Consider the following 21,713-nt stretch of genomic DNA (forward strand, 5'->3'; position numbering starts at 1 on the left):
GCGACTTACTTTTATGCAAGTCGCTTTTCTTCTATTCTTTAATATTTACCCCATACTCTTTAAACCAAACATGAATTTGCGCTAAATGAGCTAAAAGCTGCGGACCAGTCATTAATTGACCGAACCAAGGGGATTGAAATGCACTGCCACCTGACTCAATTAATCCACTCAGCTGTTCTTTATCAAATAGTTCGTGCAAAATTGAGCCTTTATCTGTTAATAAATCTTGTAGCCATACTGTTACCGCTTTTGTATAATGCGGATTATGGGTTTTCGGATACGGGCTCTTCTTTCTATATAAGATGTCATTTGGAAGTAATCCTTCTAACGCTTTACGCAATAGACCTTTTTCGCGGTTTTTATACATTTTCATTTCCCAAGGAATATTCCACGCATATTCGACAAGTCGGTGATCCGCAAATGGAACACGTACTTCTAAGCTTGCCCCCATACTCATACGGTCTTTTCTGTCTAATAATGTTGTCATAAACCATACCATGTTCAAGTAAAATAGTTGTCGTCTCTTTGCTTCAATTGGGCTTTCTCCCTCTAAAACAGGAACTTCTTGAATAGATTCTTCATAACGCTGCTGTACATATTGTTGTAAGTTTAATTTATTTCTCCATTCTTTCTTTAGCAGTTGTTCACGCGCTTCTGTAGAGCGCATCCACGGAAATGCACTCGATTGTAAATCATCTTCTCTATAAAACCACGGATAACCACCAAATATTTCGTCTGCACATTCCCCAGATAAACCGACGACAAAATCTTGTTTAATTTCGCGGCAAAACCATAATAATGAGGAATCGATATCTGCCATACCAGGCAAATCACGAACGAGTACCGCTTCTGTTAAATACTGTGCTAATTGTTCATTTGAAATGACACAGCGATGATGGTTTGTTTGAAACGTCTCAGTCATCAAATGAATAAATGGCGCATCTGAATTCGGCTGAAACGCATTCGCTTTAAAGTATTTGTCATTATCTTCATAATCAACAGAGTATGTGTGTAATTGCCCTTTTCCTGACTTTGCGTATTCTTTCGCAGCAATTGCTGTAATCGCACTCGAATCTACACCGCCTGATAGAAAAGTACATAGTGGTACATCAGAAACGAGCTGCCTTGTAATCGCATCTTGTAATAAAAAACGTGTTTTCTCTACTGTTTCTTCAAAGGAGTCTTCATGTTTTTTGCTTTCTACATTCCAATATCTCCATATACATAAACCGTTCTTTGAAAATGTCATCGCATGCCCTGGACGTAATTCTTTTATACCAGCATAAATGCCATGACCAGGTGTTCTAGACGGTCCAAGACCGAATATTTCGGATAACCCTTCTAACGTTACTTCTGCCTTCACATCTGGATGCGCTAATATCGCTTTTAACTCTGAACCAAATAGTAATCGCCCACTATCATATTTATAAAATAGCGGTTTTACACCTAGTCGATCTCGTGCAATAAATACTTGTTCCTTCTGTTCATCCCATACAGCAAACGCATATATACCGTTTAAATGATCGACACATTCTTCTTTCCATTCAATATACGACGCTAATAGCACCTCTGTATCAGAATGACCTTTGAACGTATATCCTCTTCTTAATAATTCCTTTCGAATATCTTCTGTATTATACAATTCACCGTTATAGCAAATTGCATAATTCGTTTCATCTTTTAAACAAGTCATCGGTTGTTTACCACCCTCAGGATCAACAACGATTAACCGTTTATGCCCAAATGCGACATTGCCTTTAATCCAAACTTTATTATCATCCGGGCCACGCTTTGCTAACGTCTCAGCCATCTTCGTAACGACGTCCCGTTCTCCTTCTAATGAGCGTTTATAATCCACCCATCCTGTAATCCCGCACATACGAATCATCCTTCCATCTTATTTCTTTTCCTAAACAAGCAGTAATCCACACCTTAGAGGTGCGGATCAAAAAAATGAAAAACTTGACGATAACGTACTATCCACATACGGAATAGCATTTTCACTCAGTAAAACGTGTGTTATTGTATGCCCACCTATGTCTAGGTGTGTCTAGTTATAAAGAATGCCCGAACTGTCTATAACAGAAATAACTACTTTTTATAAAGGAGAAATCATATATGATACAACGTAACCATATTTTATATAACCAGCCACGCGCTCATACAGTCGGTAATGTAGAATATATAAACAATGAATGGGTATTCTTTGATGATGAAAATGATGAAGCTTTTTTATTAGAAGATATTGTCGAAGATGGCTTTGAGATTTTATATAACAACAACTGGCTACCAGCTCGTTTCTATGAACAAGATGTACTACAAATCGCCAACGAACAGCACCATTTGCAAAACGGAGAAATGATACGAATTCGAAAAAAATTACTTCTTAGCTATACGGAATGGCTTGAGGAATTACCTGACTCTGTCTTTACATTATTAACCGAATCATTGCAATCCCTTCATTACTCTTTATATGATTGCATGTATTGTCATAATTATTTATCTTTCCTACCGAAAGAGGAAGCATGCGAAGGAGTAAATATTCTTTTATTTGATAACGAAGAGATGATTTGTACATTGCAGCACCATTTCGTTCGTCACGCTACGTCAAATAAAAACATGTTTCGTTTTACGAAAGTAAACGGAGAAGAGTTGCATATCGATGCAACATAAAGTAAAAAAACCACCTTATCTCCCAAATACTTGAGATTATAAGGTGGTTTTATTTTTAATTAAAATACTTGCCAACCAATTGGTAATTTCAGTCCAAGGTAAAATACTGCTACTAATGCAACAATAAATAGTCCCCAAACTGTCCCTGTTGCTTTGTTTTTGCTCATTTTTACAAGAACCATTTCCATTCCACCGATAACTAAAATACCAGCTACCATTTTTAAACCATACCACATGTGCATGTTACTTGTTGCAGTCTTCATTATACCCATGTACAACATGAAACCTGTCACAATAATGATAATGTACATAAGACGAAGCCCCATATGTACACCTTTACCTTTTCTTCCTGCTGAATAAAGTGAATACGCAACGAAGAATAAAATTAAACCTAACGCCCATGCTGTAATATGCATATGTACCATCGTATCCCCTACCTCCTCTTTTCACACTTTTTCACTCTATATGATAACATGTTCATTTATTTTCAGGAAATGTTTCGCTTTTTTACATTTAAATGATATAATATTTAGAGTATTTACAAACTTCTTGTAATAACAAAAGGGGGAACAATCATGATTCAAACTAAGGATATTATCGAACTTACAGACACATACGGAGCAAATAACTATCACCCACTTCCGATCGTTATTTCTAAAGCAGAAGGCGTTTGGGTAGAAGATCCTGAAGGAAATCGCTATATGGACTTATTAAGTGCATATTCTGCAGTAAACCAAGGTCATCGTCACCCAAAAATTATTAACGCTTTAATTGACCAAGCTAATCGCGTTACGTTAACTTCTCGTGCTTTCCATAGCGATCAATTAGGTCCTTGGTACGAAAAAGTTGCGAAACTAACTAATAAAGAAATGGTACTTCCAATGAATACAGGTGCAGAAGCTGTTGAAACTGCAATTAAAACAGCTCGCCGCTGGGCTTATGATGTGAAGAAAGTAGAAGCAAACCGTGCTGAAATTATCGTTTGTGAAGATAACTTCCACGGACGTACAATGGGTGCTGTTTCTATGTCTTCAAACGAAGAGTACAAGCGTGGATTTGGCCCAATGCTTCCTGGCATCGTTGTAATTCCTTACGGTGATTTAGAAGCGTTAAAAGCTGCTATTACACCAAACACAGCTGCATTCATTTTAGAGCCAATCCAAGGTGAAGCAGGAATTAACATCCCACCAGCTGGTTTCTTAAAAGAAGCTCTTGAAGTATGTAAAAAAGAAAACGTTTTATTTGTAGCAGATGAAATCCAAACAGGTTTAGGCCGTACTGGTAAAGTATTTGCTTGTGATTGGGACAATGTAACTCCTGACATGTACATACTTGGTAAAGCACTTGGCGGCGGCGTATTCCCAATCTCTTGCGTAGCAGCAAACCGCGACATTTTAGGCGTATTCGAGCCAGGTTCTCACGGTTCTACATTCGGTGGTAACCCACTTGCATGTGCTGTTTCTATCGCAGCTCTTGAAGTGTTAGAAGAAGAAAAATTAACAGAACGTTCTCTTCAATTAGGCGAAAAATTAGTTGGGCAATTAAAAGAAATTGATAACCCAATGATTACTGACATTCGTGGTAAAGGCTTATTCATCGGTATCGAATTAAACGAGCCAGCTCGTCCTTACTGCGAACAATTAAAAGCAGCTGGTCTATTATGTAAAGAAACACACGAAAATGTAATTCGTATCGCACCACCTCTAGTAATCTCTGAAGAAGATTTAGAGTGGGCATTCCAAAAAATTAAAGCGGTATTATCATAATAATAAAGAGGTTGTCCTACATGTTGGGACAACCTCTTTCTTTTTTTAGTAGTTTACTGTAAAGTTAGATTGAATATTCAGTTTATTTTACAAGGGGTAATTGTATGCTTTTGAAATACGGCAAACATATTAACTATTTAGCTACTATTCTCATTTCCATTACATTCATCGGATTCCTATTATCTATAACGTTACTCAGGTACTACTCAACACCTCATACATTCATGCTACTTAAAATCTCATTTTGGGCTGCTGTTTTCCTTACAGCTATCGGTTTTGGCCGCGAAAGAAGTTCTCTTGCCGTTATGCTAATCGGGATTTGTACGTTAATACTCATCGGATTATATATTTTTGCTATTTTAGATTTTTTCAATAACCCATGGCCATAAAAAAGAGCTATCTATTAATGAGATAGCCCTTTTCTTCATTTCACTACATTTCGCAAAGTACCAATTCCTTCTACTGTAATGACCACTTCATCACCCGCATGCAAAAACTTCGGTGGTGTGAAACCTTTTCCGACACCAGCTGGCGTTCCTGTTGCGATAATATCGCCTGGCTCTAACGTCATTCCTTTACTTATCGTTGAAATGATTTCTTCTATTGAAAAAATCATTTTATTTGTATTTGAAGTTTGTCTTACTTCCTCATTTACTATTGTTTCAATGTGTAACGCATTTGGCGTTTCAACCATTGATTTATGAATTAGATACGGTCCCATCGGACAAAATGTATCGAAACTTTTTCCAAGAAAAAATTGTTTATGCTTCCTTTGAATGTCGCGAGCAGTTATATCATTTATAATGGTGTAACCAAAAACATGCTCAAGCGCTTTTTCTTTTTTTATTTGTTTCCCTCGCTTACCAATGATGATAGCTAGTTCTCCTTCATAGTCTAGTTCATTCGTTGCGTGGGGGTGACTATTAATTTTTTCATTCATTCCAATAACTGTCGTTGGCGCTTTCGTAAAGATCATTATATTTTCTGGAATTGACTCTACTCCACCCATTTCTATCGCATGCTCACGATAGTTCTTTCCAACGCAAAGAATATTCTTCCTTGGCCTTGGAATTGGTGCTAATATTTTCACCTCAGTTAACGGATAATACGCCGCCCCTTCATTTTCCTTCGCCCAATTTACAATATCACATATTTTTTCAAAGCATTCGGTTCCTCTTTCAATACACTCTAACATTGTAATCGGAATCGTAACCTTTTCCCCTTTTTGTCTTTGCGCTTCTCTTACATGCAATACCTTTTCTTCCTCTTCATCCACAATACCTACAAATACCTTTTCATCTTTTTTCGCCGTTACCAAACGCAATATTTCCACTCTCCATCCTAAAACTCATGACCTTTAATTGTATTCGCATCCGTCAGAAAAAAACCTTCTCATGCACGCTAATTTTTACAATATTCTTCTCATATTCTATTCGTTACTCCTTTATATTTGGCATAAAATGTAGAAATTTTACTTTTTTTAGCGAAGGTGTTTCTTTTTTATTGGTTTTTTGTATAATATGTACTACATATATACTAAAAATTTCATTTAGAGATGGAGCCGATTTCAATGTTTGAGCAAGCGATTGAAAAAAAACGTGAAAAAATGATTTATTTTGCTGAACGCTACGGAATGACTTCTCAAAAAACAGTGGATTGTAGCCAAGAACTGGACAGGCTCTTAAATGTAATTTGGCATGTACATACGGATTTTTACCCTAATCAAACACTCAATACACACACGCAATAACGTGTGTGTTTCTTTTATAAAAAAAAACACATTTTATTGAAAACGCCCATACAATAGTAGAAAAGAAAATTTAAAAAACGAAAGGTGTTTTGTATGCCAGCTATGGTCGGACATATTCGTATCGTCAATATTGGATCAAGTGGTATTTTTCATATTGGAGATGTATTTGCGATTAGGCCTATTAGTTATTCACGCGCTTTTGCTGGGGCCGGCTCTTTTAATGTTGGAGATAACGTTTCTGTCTACAATTATCAAAGCGCAACGACTGTCAATGATTCAGATGTAATTGATCAAGCGATAATTGGTTCAACTTAGAGGAGGCGATTGCATTGAATTTTTATGTAAACCAAAGCATCATCATTAATAACATTAGAATTGATAGCATTACAACCTCTTCTGTATTCCAAATTGGTACTGCAGGAAGTATTAAAGCTCTATCTAAATTCTCAAATAGCGGTGGATTTACAGAGCCCCTTCGCCCATTGCAGGCGAAAGGACAAATTATTTCTATCAAACCATCAACTAGTTCTTCTTGAGACATCCTTGTCATAAATATATAGCAGGAATATTTTTACCCTCCCTACTGAAAAGGAGGTTTCACAAAATGAATCAAGATATATATACTTACTTACACCAACTTCAACAAGCTCTTCAAGCACAACAAGCAACCATCCTTAACCTAGAAGATCAAGTTCGCCAACTCCAAGAAGAGCTTAACGAATTAAAAAATCGCCCCTCCTCTTCTGTAGGAAAAGTGGAATACAAATTCGATCAATTAAAAGTAGAAAATTTAAATGGTACTTTAAATATCGGTTTAAATCCGTTTTCAGCAAAAGGACAGCAAATTGAAGATTTCCAAGTGGATACAGAAACATTAAAAGTAAATCCTGAAACAGATACAAACCCAGATTTTTACCAAGGCATCCTTCAAGAAATGCATCGTTACTTAGATGAAGAAGCATATAATCGAATTCTCCATTTTGAACAAGAAGAGAGAACGCCGCTCGATGAAATGTATCGACAAATGATGGTTGATGACATAAAAAAACAGATGGAGCATAGACTTCCTTATTATTTATCACAAACGCAATCCTATGAAGGGATTTCAACAGATCCAGATTATTTACGAGATATCATTATTCAAGCAATGAAACATGATATCGACAAAGCTTTCCTCTCTTTTATTCAACACATACCGGGCAATTTCCGAAAGGAGTAAGTATGTATGAATCTTAACGTTGTAAATCGCGAATTAAAAGTTGGCCAAATTAAAATGAACGGTGTATCGTCGTCCGCACTCTTTTTAATTGGGGATGCAAATTTCCTCATACTATCTTCTATTCTTGATACACCATTTGAAACTGTTACAGAGGGTCCATTTGTACCATTAGTCACAGATGTCCCTCCTACTCCAGGTTAAGGAGACTGAGAAACTATGTTACATCATGTGTCTGTTGTCCAAAATGTTTCTATTATTTCTTTAGGGATTAGTGCCGTATTTCAAGTTGGAGATGCCAATCAAATGGAATTAAAAAGTAGAGCTCTTGCCGTCCATAGGGAAATTCCTTGTTATATAAAAGACGAAGGCCGCTTAGACGCATTTGAAATCTTTACAGATGAACACATCACAATCCCAAAACGAACGACAGATGTAAAATTAAACATTGTAAATGAATGCCCTTTTATTGAAGTAAACAATGTTGAATTGCGAACACTTTTAAATTCTGGTTGCTTTCAAATTGGAAATGTTGATTATGTTTTTAATAACTCTCGTATTATGCAAATCCGCCAATATATTACGGATGAACCTTCCGCACAATAATTCATATAGTAATTAAAAAGCTTAGTAAAGTAGGTGGATGGTATGCCTTCTGTTGTTGGAAATCTCGTCGTTCAAAACAGTAATGGTTCTTTTAATTTAGGGGATTTTTATAACGTGTCTCCGAAAGAAAATACGAAAGCTTATAATGGTTCCGGAGCTTCCAATGTTGGATTTGTCGTGAATACGTTTAACGGTGTTAGTGCAACAAATACGTTTGATTCTGATGTGGCTGATCAAGATCAAATTGGAACAGCGTAAAAAAAAGTAGGAGAATATCTCCTACTTTTTTCTTTTACCTCATTCAATATTATCAAAAACTCCACTGTTTACTGTTTCATTTTATTTAAATGATAACCCCTTCTCCTCCAAAGCATTTCTAAGCTTCGGCATAGACGCAGGTCCCATACCATGTAGTTTTAAAATTTCTTTTTCACTATACTTTGAGAGTTCTTCTATCGTGTGAATTCCATGGTGCTCTAGCGCATTTCGTGCTGGTGATGAAAGAAGTGAAAGAAATCCTGTTTTTGGTTTCTTTTCTTTCTCACAGGTTGGGCAAGTTGGACAATCGCTACTTTTATAATATTCATGTCCTTTTTCACATGTTCTTAACGTTTTTTCCGTTGTCATTTTCAAGCCTCTCTATTCTTCAATTTTTACAACATGGTTGCCATCAAAGAAGTATAAGCATTTCTCTTTCACAGGATGTTGCAAGCTTTTTTCAAGTGCCTTTGCATATAAAGAAAGCTGCACTTTATATCGATCTTCTAAAATTGGTTTCGCTTGATCGAATCCGCCTGGGAACTTCCCTTCAATCGTATCCGTTTTAAAGTCGATTAGCGTGATACCATCTTCCTCTTCAATCATGCAGTCAATAACCCCTTGGACAAGAATTGATTCCCCGCTCTTCCCTTGCCAATCTTGATATGCTTCTTCTGCTGCAAGCATCATCGTAAATGGCACTTCACGCTCAACGCTTTTCGCCGCTAATACCCTTTTACCTAAGTCACTGTCAAAGAATGAAATCACTTTTTCAATCGCTATTTCCTCTGCTTGCTCGAATGTTAATAGCTCTTTATTAACCATGCCACTAATTTGCTCTCGAATCACTTCTTCTGTAATCAGCTTCTTCAAATCAACATGCTGCATGACAGCGTGAACTGCCGTACCTCTTTCAGCGTACGTTAATCCTTTTTTCTCCATAAAACGAGGGCGTGTTTTAATTGGTGCACGTAGTTTTTTAATAAAGGCATTATCGCTACCTTCTTCAGATTGATAATTTCTCTTTATTTCTGTAACAGACTGTTTCGCACGATGAGATGTCGCTTCCTCATATCCGTACTTCCACATTAATCTGTCGTACACTTCTTCTTTCCGTTCACTTTGTAGCGGAACAGCTTTTTTCTCACGAAGTGCTTCTAACAATTCTTGTTTCTCTTCTTGAACCGGTTCCGGTGCAAGTAACGTTTTGCCGTCAACAACTTCTACTTTCCAGCTCGTGTCATATCCATAAATTTCACCCGGAATGCTTCCTTGTCCTAATTCAAGAAGCATTTCACTATCACGATGTCTATATAATGAAGGTGCAATCCAGTCTAAATAACAAGACGCTCCGGCACGTATATGGTCTGGTAATAACCATTCACTATGCTCCCTTGCATCGAGCCATTTTTCCATTTCTTTATTGGCATCTTTAACCGTTCCAATTAAAATTAACTTCTCTTTCGCACGCGTTAACGCTACGTATAACACGCGCATTTCTTCCGCGATTAATTCCATTTTCATTTTACGCTTAATTGCTAGTTGCGATAATGTCGTATATTTAATGCGTTTACGAGGATCGATAAATTGTGAACCGAAACCAAAGTCTTTATGCAGTAAGAAACGTTTCATTAAATCTTGTGTATTAAAACGACGACCTAGTCCCGCTACAAATACGACTGGGAACTCAAGTCCTTTACTTTTATGAATCGTCATAATACGAACGACATCTTCTTGTTCACCTAAAGCTCTCGCCGTTCCCATATCATCACCGCGTTCTAAAATACGCTCAATAAAGCGTAAGAAGCGGAATAATCCTCTAAACGATGTTGCTTCATATTGTCTTGCACGGTCATAAAGTACACGCAGGTTTGCTTGCCTTTGCTTTCCGGCTGGTAAACCGCCAACAAAGTCGTAATAACCTGTCTCACCGTACACTTTCCAAATTAAATCAGAAAGTGACTGTTGACGCGCGAATTCACGCCATCCTTGCAGTAAGTTATAGAACCACTCTAATTTATCATGTAGTTCTTGTTCTTCTTCAAGCGGTGCCCCTTTTAAGAATGAGCTCATTACTTCATAAAACGAACCTTTCTTTCCGTGAGCACGCAATGTTGCAAGTTCTTCATCATTTAGTCCAACTATTGGTGAACGAAGTACGGCGGCAAGCGGAATATCTTGCATCGGATTATCGATCACTCGGAATACATTCATCATAATATTTACTTCTGTCGCTTCAAAGTAACCAGTCGCAAGATCAGCGTATACTGGAATTCCTTGCAGCTTTAACTCTTCCATAATTTGCGGCGCCCATGGCATAGAGCGAAGTAAAATAACGAAGTCGCGGTATTGTACAGGGCGCATACTATCCGTTTTACGATCATACACTTCATAACCTGAATCAACCATCGCTTTAATACGCTGCGCCATAAGGCGAGCTTCAAGTTGCGCTTTTTCTACTTCCGCACCTTCTTCACCGTCTAGCACTTCTTCTTCTGTTTGCTGAATACATAGTAGTTCAGCTGTTACATCTTCACCTTCTGGATAGCTAGCACCTAACTTTAATTCAGCGTCAGCATCATAGTCGATTTCTCCGACTTCTTCGCCCATAATTTGTTTGAAAATAAAGTTCGTACCTGCTAACACTTCATGACGGCTACGGAAGTTTTTCGCTAAATCGATTTTCATTCCGCCGTCTAATCCTTCTTGCGTAAAGCGTTTATACTTTCCTAGGAACAGGCCTGGTTCTGCTAGTCGGAAACGATAGATCGACTGCTTCACGTCACCTACCATGAACAAGTTCCCTTCACTCTCAGAATCTTTCGTTACGAATTTAATAATGGATTCCTGCACAAAGTTCGTATCTTGATATTCATCGACTAGTACTTCAGCAAATTTATTACGATATTGAAGCGCTACTGCTGACGGCTTCATTTCACCGTTTTCACTTTGTTCACTTAAAATTTGTAGACAGAAATGCTCTAAATCTGTGAAATCAACCATCCCTTTATCACGCTTCATCGCTTGGAAACGCTCTGTAAATACTTTTACAAGCTGTACGAGTTTTTCTAATACAGGATGCATATCTTGAAAATCTCGTAAGAAACTTTCAGGTCTGCGGCTAAATAACTCTTCTTGTAATTTCTTCACTTCATCTTTCGCTTTATTACGAAGAGAGTCTACTTGTTTTACAACATCCTCGTTGTAATCACTTTTCTTAATACGCTTTAACGTTTGCCACGATACATTTTGCATCGCTTCATACACATTTGTCCATGACTCACAAGCAGCTGATGACAACGTTCCAAGTAAAACTGCATCTGCTTGCAGGGTTTCAACGCGGGGCGCCGGACCGTCAGGAAGCATCGCGAGTTCAGTCGCTTTACGAATATGTGTCTCTGCTGTTTCAAGCTGGAATTTCACATCTTCTAATAAGTAAGAAGCGTACACTAAATCTTCAATTGTCTTTCCTTCCACGTCGTATGCTTCTACTAATTTATCGAGCCATTTTTCCGGATTTGGATGCGCTCTTGATTCTGTATGAAGCGCTAAAATCATACGCTGTAAGTCATCATCACTACGGTCACTCGTATAACGGTCAACGAGTTCAAAGAAAATACTATTATCTTCAATTCCATACTCTTCTTCTAATATGTCATCTAACACTTCTTCTTTTAATAATTCGTTTTCTGTTTGATTCGCAATGCGGAAACGAGGATCAACATCAAGCATGTAATAATATCCTCTAATTACTTGTAAACAAAATGAATGGATCGTTGAAATAGAAGCTTTATTTAATAAGCTAAGCTGCTTTCTTACGTGCTGCGATCCTGGCTCATCAATTAATACCTTTTCTAACGCTTCCCCAATTCTGTTTTTCATCTCTTGCGCCGCTGCATTCGTAAATGTTACAACGAGCAGGCGGTCGACATCGACTGGATTTTCTTCATTTATAATCTTTTTAATAATACGTTCAACTAATACTGCTGTTTTCCCTGATCCAGCTGCTGCCGCGACTAATATATCACGTCCGTTCGCTACAACCGCTTTCCACTGGTCATCCGTCCACTGACTACCTTCTGGTTTTTTAGGCCAATTTTCAATCATTCTCCGCCAACCTCCTCTCTAATTTTCTCCATCGCTTCGCTATCTTTCATATCTTTTAGCGTACGGAACTGGTTATCTTCGAGTGATTCATCGAACTGACAAACAGATTTGAAGTTACAGAACGTACACGCCGCTTTATTCCCCTTCTTATAAGGAGCAATATCAATAACGCCTTCTGTAATGTCTTTTCCGATATTTTCAAACGTATGGTGTACGTATTTTTGAAGTACGTTAAACTCTTGTTCACTTGCAATACTCGAACGCGCACTAAAACTGCCGTCTTTTTTCAAACCAGCAGAAATAATATCAGAGCTTCCTGTCGAAAGTTTGTTATCCATTAAACGAACAACATCAGCATCCCCTAGTACAAGTCCTTTCATTTTAAATTTCTTTAAAATCTCTTTCTCAATTTCCGCTTCAGATGCGTCACCCTTCATCTCAACGATCGGGTTATGAATATGGAAGTACAGTACACCAGCCGGTGATGCAGTACCTCCCTTTTTCATCCACGTATGTGCATTCGAAGTAACAACATCTAAATACGTTAACATTTGAAGTGCTAATCCGTAATACACTTCCGTTAAGTCTAACGCTTTTGAGCTTGATTTATAATCAATAATACGTAGGAACGTCCCATTTTCATCTTCCGCCTTATCAACACGGTCAATACGACCAACTACTTCCATCTTTACACCATTTGGTAATGAGAATTCCATCGGCGGAAGCGATCCTGTACCGCCCATACCGAATGGCACTTCTAAATCAACTGGTACGAAACCGCTTGACTTCGCATGTTCACGAAGAATGATTGATGTACGGAAAATGATTTGTTGTAGTTTTTGTTTTAAATAGAAATGACGATTTGAACTTAATAAAATTTGTCTTTGTAATAACGGTGCGATCTCTTCTATTACTACAACAGAAAGATGCTCACACTCTTTTATTGATAAATCCGCCCAAGTACGGTTTTCACGTAATAGCCTGTCCGCAATTCTCTTCAGCGCTGCATGGAATAGTTCCCCGATATCGGGTGCATCCAGTTTGAAAATGTCACGCTCTCTTAACGATAAACCGTGCTGCGCGAAATGAGCATATGCGCAACGGTTAAATAGTTCCATACGAGATACGCTTCCTTTTATTTTATCTCCATATAAATCTCTACTTACAACTGTACTTAGCTTTTGCGCACGATTTCGGTAGAATAAACTTGATAATACGCGGCTACTTTTTTGTTTCCATTCATCTGAAGTTACGTAGAAGTTATATACATCCCACCAAAAATCTAAATTCCCTTCAAATCCATATCGCTTCCACGTTTGAAGTTGCTGCATAACATATGACAACGTTACTTCTGGCGTTGCTACGTATGAAATTTGTTCCGAACGTGATAAATCATTTACGTCATTTGTAATAAATGTATCTTTCACATCAGGGAACATTCTTTTTATTTTCTTAATAAAGCTAGACGCAAGTAACGTCTTCCCTTCCTCATCTGCAAGCGGGCATGAAATATATAATTTCTCAGTTGCTCTCGTTACCATTTGGTACATAACGAACTGTTCTTCTAATAAGGTTTGTCTCGTCGTTGGTGCTAATTCGATACCTGCAACACTAAGAACATCTCTTTCCTCATCAGAAAGCATCCCTTCATCCATCGGTGCTGCCGGAATAACTCCTTCATTCACGCCAATGACAAATGTTGCTTTCACATTTGATAATCTAGAACGATCAATATTAGCAATTAACACTTGGTCTAATGACGGCGGAATGTTTGCAAATTGAAGCGCCTCAAGACCTGTCGACATAACGTCTGTGAACATAGAAAGTGACATTTTCTCTTCGCCAAGCATCTCAACGAACGTATCAAGAAGACTCATTACTTCTTCCCATACTTGCTCATGATCTGTCGCAAATAAGAAATCTCCGCTCTCTTCTGCACGAATACGTAATGCTTCTAGTTTTTTCGGAACGTCTAGCTCTTCTAAAAATAAATAAACAGCTTCGCACATTTGCATCACTGTTCCCGCTCGCTTCAGTCTTTTTTGCATACGAATAACAGGCGTTCTTACAACGTCGCGCAGTCGATTTATTCTCTCTTCCATTTCACGTTCACTGTCTGTAATCATCTCGTCTGTATCGTCAAGAGAACGATAGCGGCGATACAGCCACGGATCCTCAGAAGTCCATCTCTTCCCTTGTACACCGTACGCTAAACAGTAGTTTTCAAACTCATCCATCTCTTCGCGCATCGTTTCTTTTCTTACGTCTAATGGATATAAAAGCTCTGTTTTCACGCAGCGGAACACTGCATCATAACGCCAATTTCCGCTAATAATCTCGAGTGCAGAACGAATGCATTCTACTAGCGGATGATGTGACATCGGGCGTTTTTCATCGATGAAATGCGGGATATTATAATCTGTAAATAGCGTTCGCATCACATCGTAATAACTTTCTCCGTTACGAAGAATGACTGCAATATCTCGGTAACGATAGTCTTCATCTGCCACAAGTCTACGAATTTCACGGGCAACACCTTCTACTTCAGCTCGTAAATTCGCTGCTGTACTAATCGTTACACTTGCTTCTCCGTGAAACTTTTCATTTGGACGTGCTTCGTAATGCGTTTCTAAATGCGCTAATGCTTGCGAATGAAAACGCGGTTGTTCCATAAGTGGAATCGTTTTTTCAATTTCTATCTTCTCTTCACGCGCCACTTGCTTTATTTTTTCATACGTTAACGTCGTTTCATAAAATAAATCTAGTTCATTTACTGGCTGTGCTAACGTTTTTTCATCTATCGTTAACGTGATCGTAACTCGCGCACCGCAAATCATAAGCTGTCTTACAATTTCTAGTTCTTGCGGTGAAAATGAATGAAATCCATCTATATAAATTTCAGCCCCATTTACATATTCAGACTGTGGAAGCTTTTCGACTAGCAATTGTAGGTAGTCTTCTGAATCCAAATATTTTCCGATTAAAGCACGTTCAAAATCATCATATAATAGTTGTAAATCATACACTTTATTCGCTAATAGCTTTTGTTCTGCACTGCTACTATGCGCATCTAATTGTTGCCACATTTCATATACGTTAGATGGCGTCACGTTGTAACGTTTAAACTCCGCAATCATACTGCCAAGATGTTCAAAGAAACCGTTTTGCTCCGCTGCTTTTTGGAACACCGATAATCCATCTTTACGAGACTCTACAATTTTACGAAGTAACATATGTACGCCCGCTTCATCAATGTGAAGACGACTCGCTCCACCAACTTCTTGCAGTACCTTCCATGCTAATCGTGAAAAACTAAAAACTTGTGCCCGAATAGAACCTCTTACATCCTCACTACCAATTAACGCCTGCTGCGTTTGGAATGTCATCTGTTCTGGCACAAGATATAATATTGTTTTCCCTCTTGGGCGTTGCTTTAACTCTTCCTGCACTTCGTGTAAACAAAGTGTACTTTTTCCACTTCCCGCTCTACCAATTACAAATCGAAGTGACATGTAACCCCACCTTTCACTTACATAACGAACGTTAGTTTGCTACTATAATTGTATTATAGTACACGAAAAAAGACAAACAGAGTAGTTTGTCTTTTTCTATACTTCTACCTATTATATCAACCTTTTGAAAAATTCGTTTGCACCTCTTGAATTGGCCAATATCGTAAATCAACTTTACCGACAACTGTATCAGCTTTTACAAATCCAAAGTGTCTACTATCCCAGCTCCCGAGGCGATTATCACCTACTACAAAAATATATCCAGGCGGCACCGAATTTTCTTTCGTTAACTCTTCTAGTTTAAAATCACCCGTTAGTTGTCGTCCATTTATCTCTTTCTTATATGTCTCTAAATAAGGTTCATCCACGAATTGTCCGTTTATATACAGTTTATCATGCTTATATTCAATTTGATCCCCAGGTAAACCGATAATTCGTTTTACGTAGTCCTCTTTTTTATTCGCATGAAACACAACAACATCAAACCTGTTCAAGTCCCCTACTTGATAACTCACCTTATTTACAACGAGCATATTGCCATCTTGCAATGTCGGCATCATTGACTTCCCCTCTACAACGTACGTTGAAAAGAAAAACGTTCGAAAAAATACAGCTAATAATACACCAATTAAAATTGTTCGTATCCACTCTATGCCTTCTTTTTTCAAAGTTTTCTTCATCAGCTTCTCCCCTTATCCTTTAATAATGAAGCCTGCATTTATAAAATGAAACTGAATCGGCGGAAGTTTTGTTCATCCCACTCCTTATCAGCCGCACCAATCTAGCATTTACGAGCAACAAGGCTCTCACCTATCCAACCGAGTTTTGAGGCGGGAGTTTTACTGCCCTCAAATAGCTAGATAAAGAAGACTATTCTTAATGTAGTTCTAACTTTACTTCGATTTTCTTACCGACATACCATAAAATAAAAATACCAATTGCTACAATGACTGATTTCACCGGATTATGAATAAATGACATTAAATCATGACCGATATACGTTAAAATAAAAATCATCACAAGCTTTCCGAACGCAAGCGCAAGCCCGAACTGTTTTACACTAATGCGAGATAAACCAGCGACAACATTTATAAGCGCAGACGGTGTAAACGGAAAACAAAATATGACGAAAATTGGCGCAAACCCTTTCCTTTCAATCCACCCCATTGCCTTTCGTACTCTCTCATGCTTATTTACAAAAGAAAAGAAACGACTTCGGCCAAAATGGCGGATAATGAAAAAGACAAGTAAGGCGCCCATTACTGATCCAAGCCAAGAATAAAGAAAACCGAGCCAAAATCCAAATGCAACAGCATTTGCCAGTACAAATACGATGAGTGGCAATGCCGGAATCAACGCTTCTATCATCGGTAAACCAATACCAAGAAGTGGTCCGAACGCTTTATAGCTTTCAACAATATGATCCATATTTTCTGGTGAAAAATACTCTTTGATTGTCTGAAAATCCATTCTACACTTTACCCCTTTACTCTAAGTACTACCTCTACTGTATCATTGCTTATATGAAAGAGGAAATGGTAGATACGACATATGGAGATGTAATTATTAAGTTTCCATATCTTTCATTAGAATTCCTTCATTATTACGCTATGATAATCTATCAATATTCGACAGGACGTTTCGCGGTTTTAGAAGTGACACTTTTGTTTTGTTGACAAATTCCTCAGTAGGTGAAATTATATCGGGGATTTCTCAAATATATCGACTTACCGATAAAAACTGACAAATAAAAAAGATGGGGATTTTTCCCCATCCTCTTAAACTTCCTCTTCTTTCACAAAATATACTTTCTCGTATGCTGGTTTTAATCGAGATTCTTGAGTTTTATCAATCTCTTTAAAACAAAGGTTTCCTTGTTTTTTTCTACGATCTTCATATTCAGTACGCAATTTCGCTGTACGATTTAGTTGATTTTCAAAACTGCTTTTTGATATTTCTAATTTCACAGCAAATCCATTTATAAATCTAACAATAACATTTCCATCTTTTAACTCTTTATTACTTTCAATATAAAAATGAGACAACCAAGCGCACTCTTTTCTAGAGTAAGAATAAGTAGGAAAAAAATAAAGTTGATCTGCTGGACTAATCGCAATCGGTGCTTTATGTGTAATATGAGTTAACTCTTTCGTTCCTTCTTTTCTGCCTAAGAAACTAGAGCCATGCTTGCGGCAACTTCTTTCTATAATATCTAGGGGCCTTTGAAATACGAAAAAAGAATCTTCCATCTCAACAACTCGTGTAACAATTTTCTTCTCACTTAGAATAACAGGAAGTAAGGCCATTGTATTTTTATTTACCACATAGTTTTCGACATAGCGTTCTACTTTACTTTCCATATTCTACTGTCTCCTTTTTTCCATTTATATTAGCAGCTGCATATATAATTTTAGCATCTATGAAAAGGAAATGGCTTACAGATTCCGCTTTTTTACAATACTTTATCATTTATCAAACATCTTTTAAATTATAAAATAACAATATAGTGTTTTTGTAATAAAAACCTATATAAAATGTATTTATACTACCAATAAATATTTACAACTGCTTCCTCATTTCGCATCATTACGACAATTAACTTTGCTATAATTAAAAGAAAAATCCAATATATGGAGGTCCACTATGGAAGAAAAAGAAATGCAACCAACGATTCAAATGAAAAATAGTAGCATTGTGATCGTGAAAAATTCAGCTAGTATTATATTCGGTTTGTTTTTCATTCTACTATTCTTCGCAAAGCCTTTCCGTAAATCGAAATGCTCTGAATGTAAGAAACGTGAGAAGAAAAAGATTGGAAAAGAAGAGTAAAAGGCCTTCCATTTTGGAAAGCCTTTTACTCTTCTTCGTCCTCAAAAAAACCGACTATTTTTTCTTATTCATCTAAAACGGGCGAATGAGATTTCTTCAATCGTATTGTGTAGATCTTCTTTATTCCCACTACGAACATCGAGTATGACTTCATTTGTATACTTTTCCCCCAAATATAATCATTATGCTCGTATATTACAACAAAAAAAAGGATGGCAGCAGCCATCCTTTTTCCATAATGAACTATAAAATTATAGTTTGATTACGTTTTTAGCTTGAGGTCCACGGTTACCATCTTCGATTTCGAAGCTAACTTTTTGACCTTCTTCTAGAGATTTGAAACCTTCAGTTTCGATTGCAGAGAAATGTACGAATACATCGTTTTCGCCTGGAACTTCGATGAAACCGAATCCTTTTTCGTTGTTAAACCATTTTACTTGTCCTGTTACTGCCATAATTATTTCCTCCTAAAGAAAACACAATTTATTTTAGTCTTCCTGTATAAAAAAAGAATCCACACATTATCAAACACGAAACATAAACTAGTTCTCACATACTTTTTCTCGTTCGTTTTTCGGCACTTGATAATATATGGATTGCTTAATTTAACTATTCAACTGACTTCATCATAGCATACTTAAAATGAAATGTACAATCTTTTTTGAAAATAACTGACAAATTAAATTGATTATACATTCGTAAATAATTGATTTTAGTATGTGCGGATTTCACTATGAAGTGAACACAAACATCATTTGAATACGATTACATCCCTTGTTCTGAAGTGTTACAATATAATCGTACAGTCGTTATATTGGAGGGGATTATATGTCAAACTACACCAACGAAGAAAAGCTTACAGGGGGAAATGTATCAAATGTGTATCGTTCTGAAAATACTGTTCGGCGAGAATTAAAGCCAGGTAGTGCAAAAATTCATACATTATTACAGCACTTAGAAAACAAAGGGTTTCATCATGCTCCAAAGTTTTTAGGTGTAGATGAAAAAGATAGAGAGATTTTATCCTTTATTGAAGGAGACGCTGGGAATTATCCTTTAAAAGAATATATGCGATCTAATGATGTTTTAAAGGAAATAGCAAAGATGCTCCGCCTTTATCATGATGCGGTAAGTGACTTTCCCTTATCAGATGAATGGCAACCGATGGATCTTACTCCAAATAACATTGAGGTTATTTGCCATAACGATTTTGCTATATATAACATTATTTTTCATGACGAGAAACCAGTAGGTATTATTGATTTCGATGTTGCTGCTCCTGGTCCGAGAATTTGGGATATCGCTTATACGCTTTATACTTGTGTACCTTTAAGTAGAGTGTATTATACAGAATCGGGTGAGGCAGTTCATTATGAATCGGCACAACATGCTAGCCGTATGAAAGAAAGAGTGAAATTGTTTGTCCAGTCCTACGGTAAACATATGGACGAAGATTACTTAGGAATAGTGTTACTACGATTAGAAGCATTATGTACATATATGAAAAGAAAAGCACAAGAAGGCGACTTGAATTTCCAAAAAATGATTGATGAAGGACATTTAGAGCATTATGAGAAAGATATGAAGTTTATTCGCGATCATAGAGCTGAGTGGATTTGATAATATCTTCTTTTTTGTCGGTAAATCGATATATGTGAAAAATCGTTCCGAAAATAACAAGGGCACCCTTTAAAAAGGTGCCCCTTCCTTTTATTTCGTAAACTGTGCTTCCTCTGTAGAACCTTTTAACGCTGTCGTTGATGAAGTACCGCCTGTAATAACTTGTGCTACTTCATCAAAGTAACCTGTTCCTACTTCGCGTTGATGACGAGTTGCAGAGTAGCCGTGTTTTTCTGCTGCGAATTCTGCTTGTTGCAGTTCAGAGTACGCTGCCATGCCGCGCTCTTTATAGCCACGTGCTAATTCAAACATGCCGTAGTTTAACGAGTGGAATCCAGCTAGTGTTACGAACTGGAACTTATAACCGTAAGATGCGATTTCTTTTTGGAAGCTTGCAATTGTTTTTTCATCTAATTTTTGTTTCCAGTTAAATGAAGGTGAACAGTTATATGCAAGCAATTTCCCTGGATGCTCTTTATGAATTGCATCCGCAAATCGTTTTGCATCTTCTAAATTTGGTTCAGATGTTTCGCACCAAACGAGATCTGCATAAGGAGCGTATGCTAAACCACGTGCAATTGCTTGATCAAGACCTGCTTTCGTACGGTAAAATCCTTCTGGAGTTCTTTCACCTGTAATAAATGCTTTATCAACTGGATCGATATCGCTCGTAATTAAATCTGCTGCATCCGCGTCTGTTCTTGCAACAATAATTGTCGGCACTCCCATTACGTCTGCTGCAAGGCGTGCCGAGATTAAATTACGCACCGCTGTTTGCGTTGGTAATAATACTTTTCCGCCTAAATGGCCGCATTTTTTCTCTGAAGATAATTGATCTTCAAAGTGCACACCTGATGCACCCGCTTCAATCATACCTTTCATCAGTTCAAATACGTTTAGTTGTCCGCCAAATCCTGCTTCTGCATCTGCTACAATCGGTACGAAATAATCTGTATCATCGCTTCCTTCCATATGCTGAATTTGATCCGCACGTTGAAGTGTTTGATTAATTCGTTTCACTACAGCAGGTACGCTGTTCGCTGGATATAGACTTTGGTCTGGATACATATGTCCAGAAAGGTTCGCATCCGCAGCGACTTGCCATCCACTTAAATAAATTGCTTTTAGCCCAGCTTTCACTTGTTGCATCGCTTGGTTTCCTGTTAATGCGCCAAGTGCGTTAATATAATCTTCCGTATGAAGCGATGACCAAAGCTTTTCAGCACCGCGGCGCGCTAATGTATGTTCAATATCAATTGACCCGCGCAAGCGAATTACATCTTCTGCCGAATATGGGCGTGTAATCCCTTTCCAGCGCGTATCTAGTTCCCAACTCTCTTGTAATTCCTCGATTCTTTCGTTTTTCATTTGTTCCA

General features: G+C 37.5%; 23 protein-coding genes. 12 read left to right on the plus strand and 11 right to left on the minus strand.

Annotated elements, in window-relative coordinates; all coding sequences use genetic code 11:
• Positions 1-31: 31 nt before the first annotated feature.
• Positions 32-1,879 carry an asparagine synthase (glutamine-hydrolyzing) gene (asnB, locus tag DN389_RS10025; RefSeq protein ID WP_088082757.1) on the minus strand — a complete coding sequence of 616 codons (1,848 nt, stop codon included), beginning with the start codon at positions 1,877-1,879 and terminating at the stop codon, positions 32-34.
• 239 nt (positions 1,880-2,118) lie between these two features.
• Between asnB and DN389_RS10030 the strand changes: the two genes are divergently transcribed.
• On the plus strand, positions 2,119-2,673 hold the full coding sequence (locus DN389_RS10030) for a DUF2777 domain-containing protein (protein WP_000616070.1): 555 nt from the start codon (positions 2,119-2,121) through the stop codon (positions 2,671-2,673).
• Between the two features lie 59 nt (positions 2,674-2,732).
• On the opposite strand, the gene DN389_RS10035 is transcribed toward DN389_RS10030, so the two are convergent.
• Entirely contained in the window at positions 2,733-3,098 is a 366-nt protein-coding gene (locus tag DN389_RS10035; RefSeq protein ID WP_060489301.1) for a YisL family protein, read from the minus strand.
• Positions 3,099-3,248: 150 nt separating this feature from the next.
• On the opposite strand from DN389_RS10035, the gene rocD reads away from it, so the two are divergent.
• On the plus strand, positions 3,249-4,439 hold the full coding sequence (gene rocD / locus DN389_RS10040; protein WP_000616656.1) for an ornithine aminotransferase: 1,191 nt from the start codon (positions 3,249-3,251) through the stop codon (positions 4,437-4,439).
• 104 nt (positions 4,440-4,543) lie between these two features.
• Positions 4,544-4,828 carry a hypothetical protein gene (locus DN389_RS10045; protein ID WP_046958323.1) on the plus strand — a complete coding sequence of 95 codons (285 nt, stop codon included), beginning with the start codon at positions 4,544-4,546 and terminating at the stop codon, positions 4,826-4,828.
• Between the two features lie 35 nt (positions 4,829-4,863).
• Here the strand turns inward: DN389_RS10045 and DN389_RS10050 are convergent, their stop codons facing one another.
• The gene (locus tag DN389_RS10050) at positions 4,864-5,763 is read right to left on the minus strand and encodes a fumarylacetoacetate hydrolase family protein (protein ID WP_179955887.1); all 900 of its coding nucleotides are present in this window, start codon (positions 5,761-5,763) and stop codon (positions 4,864-4,866) included.
• Positions 5,764-6,009: 246 nt separating this feature from the next.
• Here DN389_RS10050 and DN389_RS10055 point away from each other — a divergent pair, with 246 nt between their 5' ends.
• From DN389_RS10055 to gerPF, 7 genes are all read left to right on the plus strand, one after another.
• Positions 6,010-6,189 carry an aspartyl-phosphate phosphatase Spo0E family protein gene (locus DN389_RS10055; protein WP_046958324.1) on the plus strand — a complete coding sequence of 60 codons (180 nt, stop codon included), beginning with the start codon at positions 6,010-6,012 and terminating at the stop codon, positions 6,187-6,189.
• A gap of 93 nt (positions 6,190-6,282) precedes the next feature.
• The gene (gene gerPA, locus DN389_RS10060; RefSeq protein ID WP_001111187.1) at positions 6,283-6,504 is read left to right on the plus strand and encodes a spore germination protein GerPA; all 222 of its coding nucleotides are present in this window, start codon (positions 6,283-6,285) and stop codon (positions 6,502-6,504) included.
• 14 nt (positions 6,505-6,518) lie between these two features.
• Positions 6,519-6,725 carry a spore germination protein GerPB gene (gerPB, locus tag DN389_RS10065; protein WP_097858139.1) on the plus strand — a complete coding sequence of 69 codons (207 nt, stop codon included), beginning with the start codon at positions 6,519-6,521 and terminating at the stop codon, positions 6,723-6,725.
• Positions 6,726-6,793: 68 nt separating this feature from the next.
• Complete coding sequence (gerPC, locus tag DN389_RS10070) at positions 6,794-7,408, plus strand: spore germination protein GerPC (RefSeq protein WP_001070746.1); 615 nt, start codon at positions 6,794-6,796, stop codon at positions 7,406-7,408.
• A 6-nt stretch (positions 7,409-7,414) separates the two neighbouring features.
• Positions 7,415-7,609 carry a spore germination protein GerPD gene (gene gerPD / locus DN389_RS10075; RefSeq protein ID WP_001052804.1) on the plus strand — a complete coding sequence of 65 codons (195 nt, stop codon included), beginning with the start codon at positions 7,415-7,417 and terminating at the stop codon, positions 7,607-7,609.
• Between the two features lie 15 nt (positions 7,610-7,624).
• Positions 7,625-8,011: a spore germination protein GerPE gene (locus DN389_RS10080; protein WP_000902337.1), complete on the plus strand. Its 387-nt coding sequence runs from the start codon at positions 7,625-7,627 to the stop codon at positions 8,009-8,011.
• A 42-nt stretch (positions 8,012-8,053) separates the two neighbouring features.
• Positions 8,054-8,269, plus strand: a complete 216-nt coding sequence (gene gerPF, locus DN389_RS10085; protein ID WP_001141566.1) for a spore germination protein GerPF — start codon at positions 8,054-8,056, stop codon at positions 8,267-8,269.
• Positions 8,270-8,350: 81 nt separating this feature from the next.
• Here gerPF and DN389_RS10090 read toward each other — a convergent pair whose 3' ends face one another.
• The 6 genes from DN389_RS10090 to DN389_RS10120 all read right to left on the minus strand — a co-directional run bounded on the left by DN389_RS10090 (position 8,351) and on the right by DN389_RS10120 (position 18,248).
• The gene (locus DN389_RS10090; protein WP_087984722.1) at positions 8,351-8,638 is read right to left on the minus strand and encodes an RNA polymerase alpha subunit C-terminal domain-containing protein; all 288 of its coding nucleotides are present in this window, start codon (positions 8,636-8,638) and stop codon (positions 8,351-8,353) included.
• 12 nt (positions 8,639-8,650) lie between these two features.
• Positions 8,651-12,376 (minus strand): helicase-exonuclease AddAB subunit AddA, encoded by a 3,726-nt coding sequence (gene addA, locus DN389_RS10095; RefSeq protein WP_149237061.1) that lies wholly within the window; start codon positions 12,374-12,376, stop codon positions 8,651-8,653.
• Positions 12,373-15,888, minus strand: a complete 3,516-nt coding sequence (gene addB / locus DN389_RS10100; protein ID WP_088121611.1) for a helicase-exonuclease AddAB subunit AddB — start codon at positions 15,886-15,888, stop codon at positions 12,373-12,375. Before addB ends, addA begins: the two co-directional genes overlap by 4 nt.
• Before the next feature lie 116 nt (positions 15,889-16,004).
• The gene (gene lepB / locus DN389_RS10105; RefSeq protein WP_000751908.1) at positions 16,005-16,568 is read right to left on the minus strand and encodes a signal peptidase I; all 564 of its coding nucleotides are present in this window, start codon (positions 16,566-16,568) and stop codon (positions 16,005-16,007) included.
• Between the two features lie 196 nt (positions 16,569-16,764).
• On the minus strand, positions 16,765-17,358 hold the full coding sequence (locus DN389_RS10110; RefSeq protein ID WP_000347517.1) for a TVP38/TMEM64 family protein: 594 nt from the start codon (positions 17,356-17,358) through the stop codon (positions 16,765-16,767).
• A gap of 308 nt (positions 17,359-17,666) precedes the next feature.
• Entirely contained in the window at positions 17,667-18,248 is a 582-nt protein-coding gene (locus DN389_RS10120) for a competence protein ComK (RefSeq protein WP_098189636.1), read from the minus strand.
• 283 nt (positions 18,249-18,531) lie between these two features.
• Here DN389_RS10120 and DN389_RS10125 point away from each other — a divergent pair, with 283 nt between their 5' ends.
• On the plus strand, positions 18,532-18,717 hold the full coding sequence (locus DN389_RS10125) for a hypothetical protein (RefSeq protein WP_000391438.1): 186 nt from the start codon (positions 18,532-18,534) through the stop codon (positions 18,715-18,717).
• 251 nt (positions 18,718-18,968) lie between these two features.
• Here the strand turns inward: DN389_RS10125 and cspA are convergent, their stop codons facing one another.
• Positions 18,969-19,172 (minus strand): RNA chaperone/antiterminator CspA, encoded by a 204-nt coding sequence (gene cspA, locus DN389_RS10130; protein ID WP_000301521.1) that lies wholly within the window; start codon positions 19,170-19,172, stop codon positions 18,969-18,971.
• Between the two features lie 373 nt (positions 19,173-19,545).
• Here cspA and DN389_RS10135 point away from each other — a divergent pair, with 373 nt between their 5' ends.
• Positions 19,546-20,337 carry a phosphotransferase gene (locus DN389_RS10135; protein ID WP_149237062.1) on the plus strand — a complete coding sequence of 264 codons (792 nt, stop codon included), beginning with the start codon at positions 19,546-19,548 and terminating at the stop codon, positions 20,335-20,337.
• A gap of 90 nt (positions 20,338-20,427) precedes the next feature.
• Here the strand turns inward: DN389_RS10135 and aceA are convergent, their stop codons facing one another.
• Positions 20,428-21,705: an isocitrate lyase gene (gene aceA, locus DN389_RS10140; protein ID WP_149237063.1), complete on the minus strand. Its 1,278-nt coding sequence runs from the start codon at positions 21,703-21,705 to the stop codon at positions 20,428-20,430.
• Between the last annotated feature and the right edge of the window lie 8 nt (positions 21,706-21,713).

This window comes from Bacillus sp. AY3-1 (genome assembly GCF_008368785.1).
In the GTDB taxonomy this organism is placed as follows: domain Bacteria; phylum Bacillota; class Bacilli; order Bacillales; family Bacillaceae_G; genus Bacillus_A; species Bacillus_A wiedmannii.

Coding starts and splice junctions, on each gene's coding strand:
- addB (WP_088121611.1), bottom strand. CDS start 15,888: ATGTCACTTCGATTTGTAATTGGTAGAGCGGGAAGTGGAAAAAGTACA.
- asnB (WP_088082757.1), bottom strand. CDS start 1,879: ATGTGCGGGATTACAGGATGGGTGGATTATAAACGCTCATTAGAAGGA.
- gerPF (WP_001141566.1), top strand. CDS start 8,054: ATGCCTTCTGTTGTTGGAAATCTCGTCGTTCAAAACAGTAATGGTTCT.
- DN389_RS10055 (WP_046958324.1), top strand. CDS start 6,010: ATGTTTGAGCAAGCGATTGAAAAAAAACGTGAAAAAATGATTTATTTT.
- rocD (WP_000616656.1), top strand. CDS start 3,249: ATGATTCAAACTAAGGATATTATCGAACTTACAGACACATACGGAGCA.
- cspA (WP_000301521.1), bottom strand. CDS start 19,172: ATGGCAGTAACAGGACAAGTAAAATGGTTTAACAACGAAAAAGGATTC.
- gerPD (WP_001052804.1), top strand. CDS start 7,415: ATGAATCTTAACGTTGTAAATCGCGAATTAAAAGTTGGCCAAATTAAA.
- DN389_RS10110 (WP_000347517.1), bottom strand. CDS start 17,358: ATGGATTTTCAGACAATCAAAGAGTATTTTTCACCAGAAAATATGGAT.
- DN389_RS10090 (WP_087984722.1), bottom strand. CDS start 8,638: ATGACAACGGAAAAAACGTTAAGAACATGTGAAAAAGGACATGAATAT.
- gerPC (WP_001070746.1), top strand. CDS start 6,794: ATGAATCAAGATATATATACTTACTTACACCAACTTCAACAAGCTCTT.
- DN389_RS10035 (WP_060489301.1), bottom strand. CDS start 3,098: ATGGTACATATGCATATTACAGCATGGGCGTTAGGTTTAATTTTATTC.
- addA (WP_149237061.1), bottom strand. CDS start 12,376: ATGATTGAAAATTGGCCTAAAAAACCAGAAGGTAGTCAGTGGACGGAT.
- DN389_RS10125 (WP_000391438.1), top strand. CDS start 18,532: ATGGAAGAAAAAGAAATGCAACCAACGATTCAAATGAAAAATAGTAGC.
- DN389_RS10080 (WP_000902337.1), top strand. CDS start 7,625: ATGTTACATCATGTGTCTGTTGTCCAAAATGTTTCTATTATTTCTTTA.
- lepB (WP_000751908.1), bottom strand. CDS start 16,568: ATGAAGAAAACTTTGAAAAAAGAAGGCATAGAGTGGATACGAACAATT.
- gerPA (WP_001111187.1), top strand. CDS start 6,283: ATGCCAGCTATGGTCGGACATATTCGTATCGTCAATATTGGATCAAGT.
- DN389_RS10045 (WP_046958323.1), top strand. CDS start 4,544: ATGCTTTTGAAATACGGCAAACATATTAACTATTTAGCTACTATTCTC.
- DN389_RS10135 (WP_149237062.1), top strand. CDS start 19,546: ATGTCAAACTACACCAACGAAGAAAAGCTTACAGGGGGAAATGTATCA.
- DN389_RS10030 (WP_000616070.1), top strand. CDS start 2,119: ATGATACAACGTAACCATATTTTATATAACCAGCCACGCGCTCATACA.
- DN389_RS10120 (WP_098189636.1), bottom strand. CDS start 18,248: ATGGAAAGTAAAGTAGAACGCTATGTCGAAAACTATGTGGTAAATAAA.
- aceA (WP_149237063.1), bottom strand. CDS start 21,705: ATGAAAAACGAAAGAATCGAGGAATTACAAGAGAGTTGGGAACTAGAT.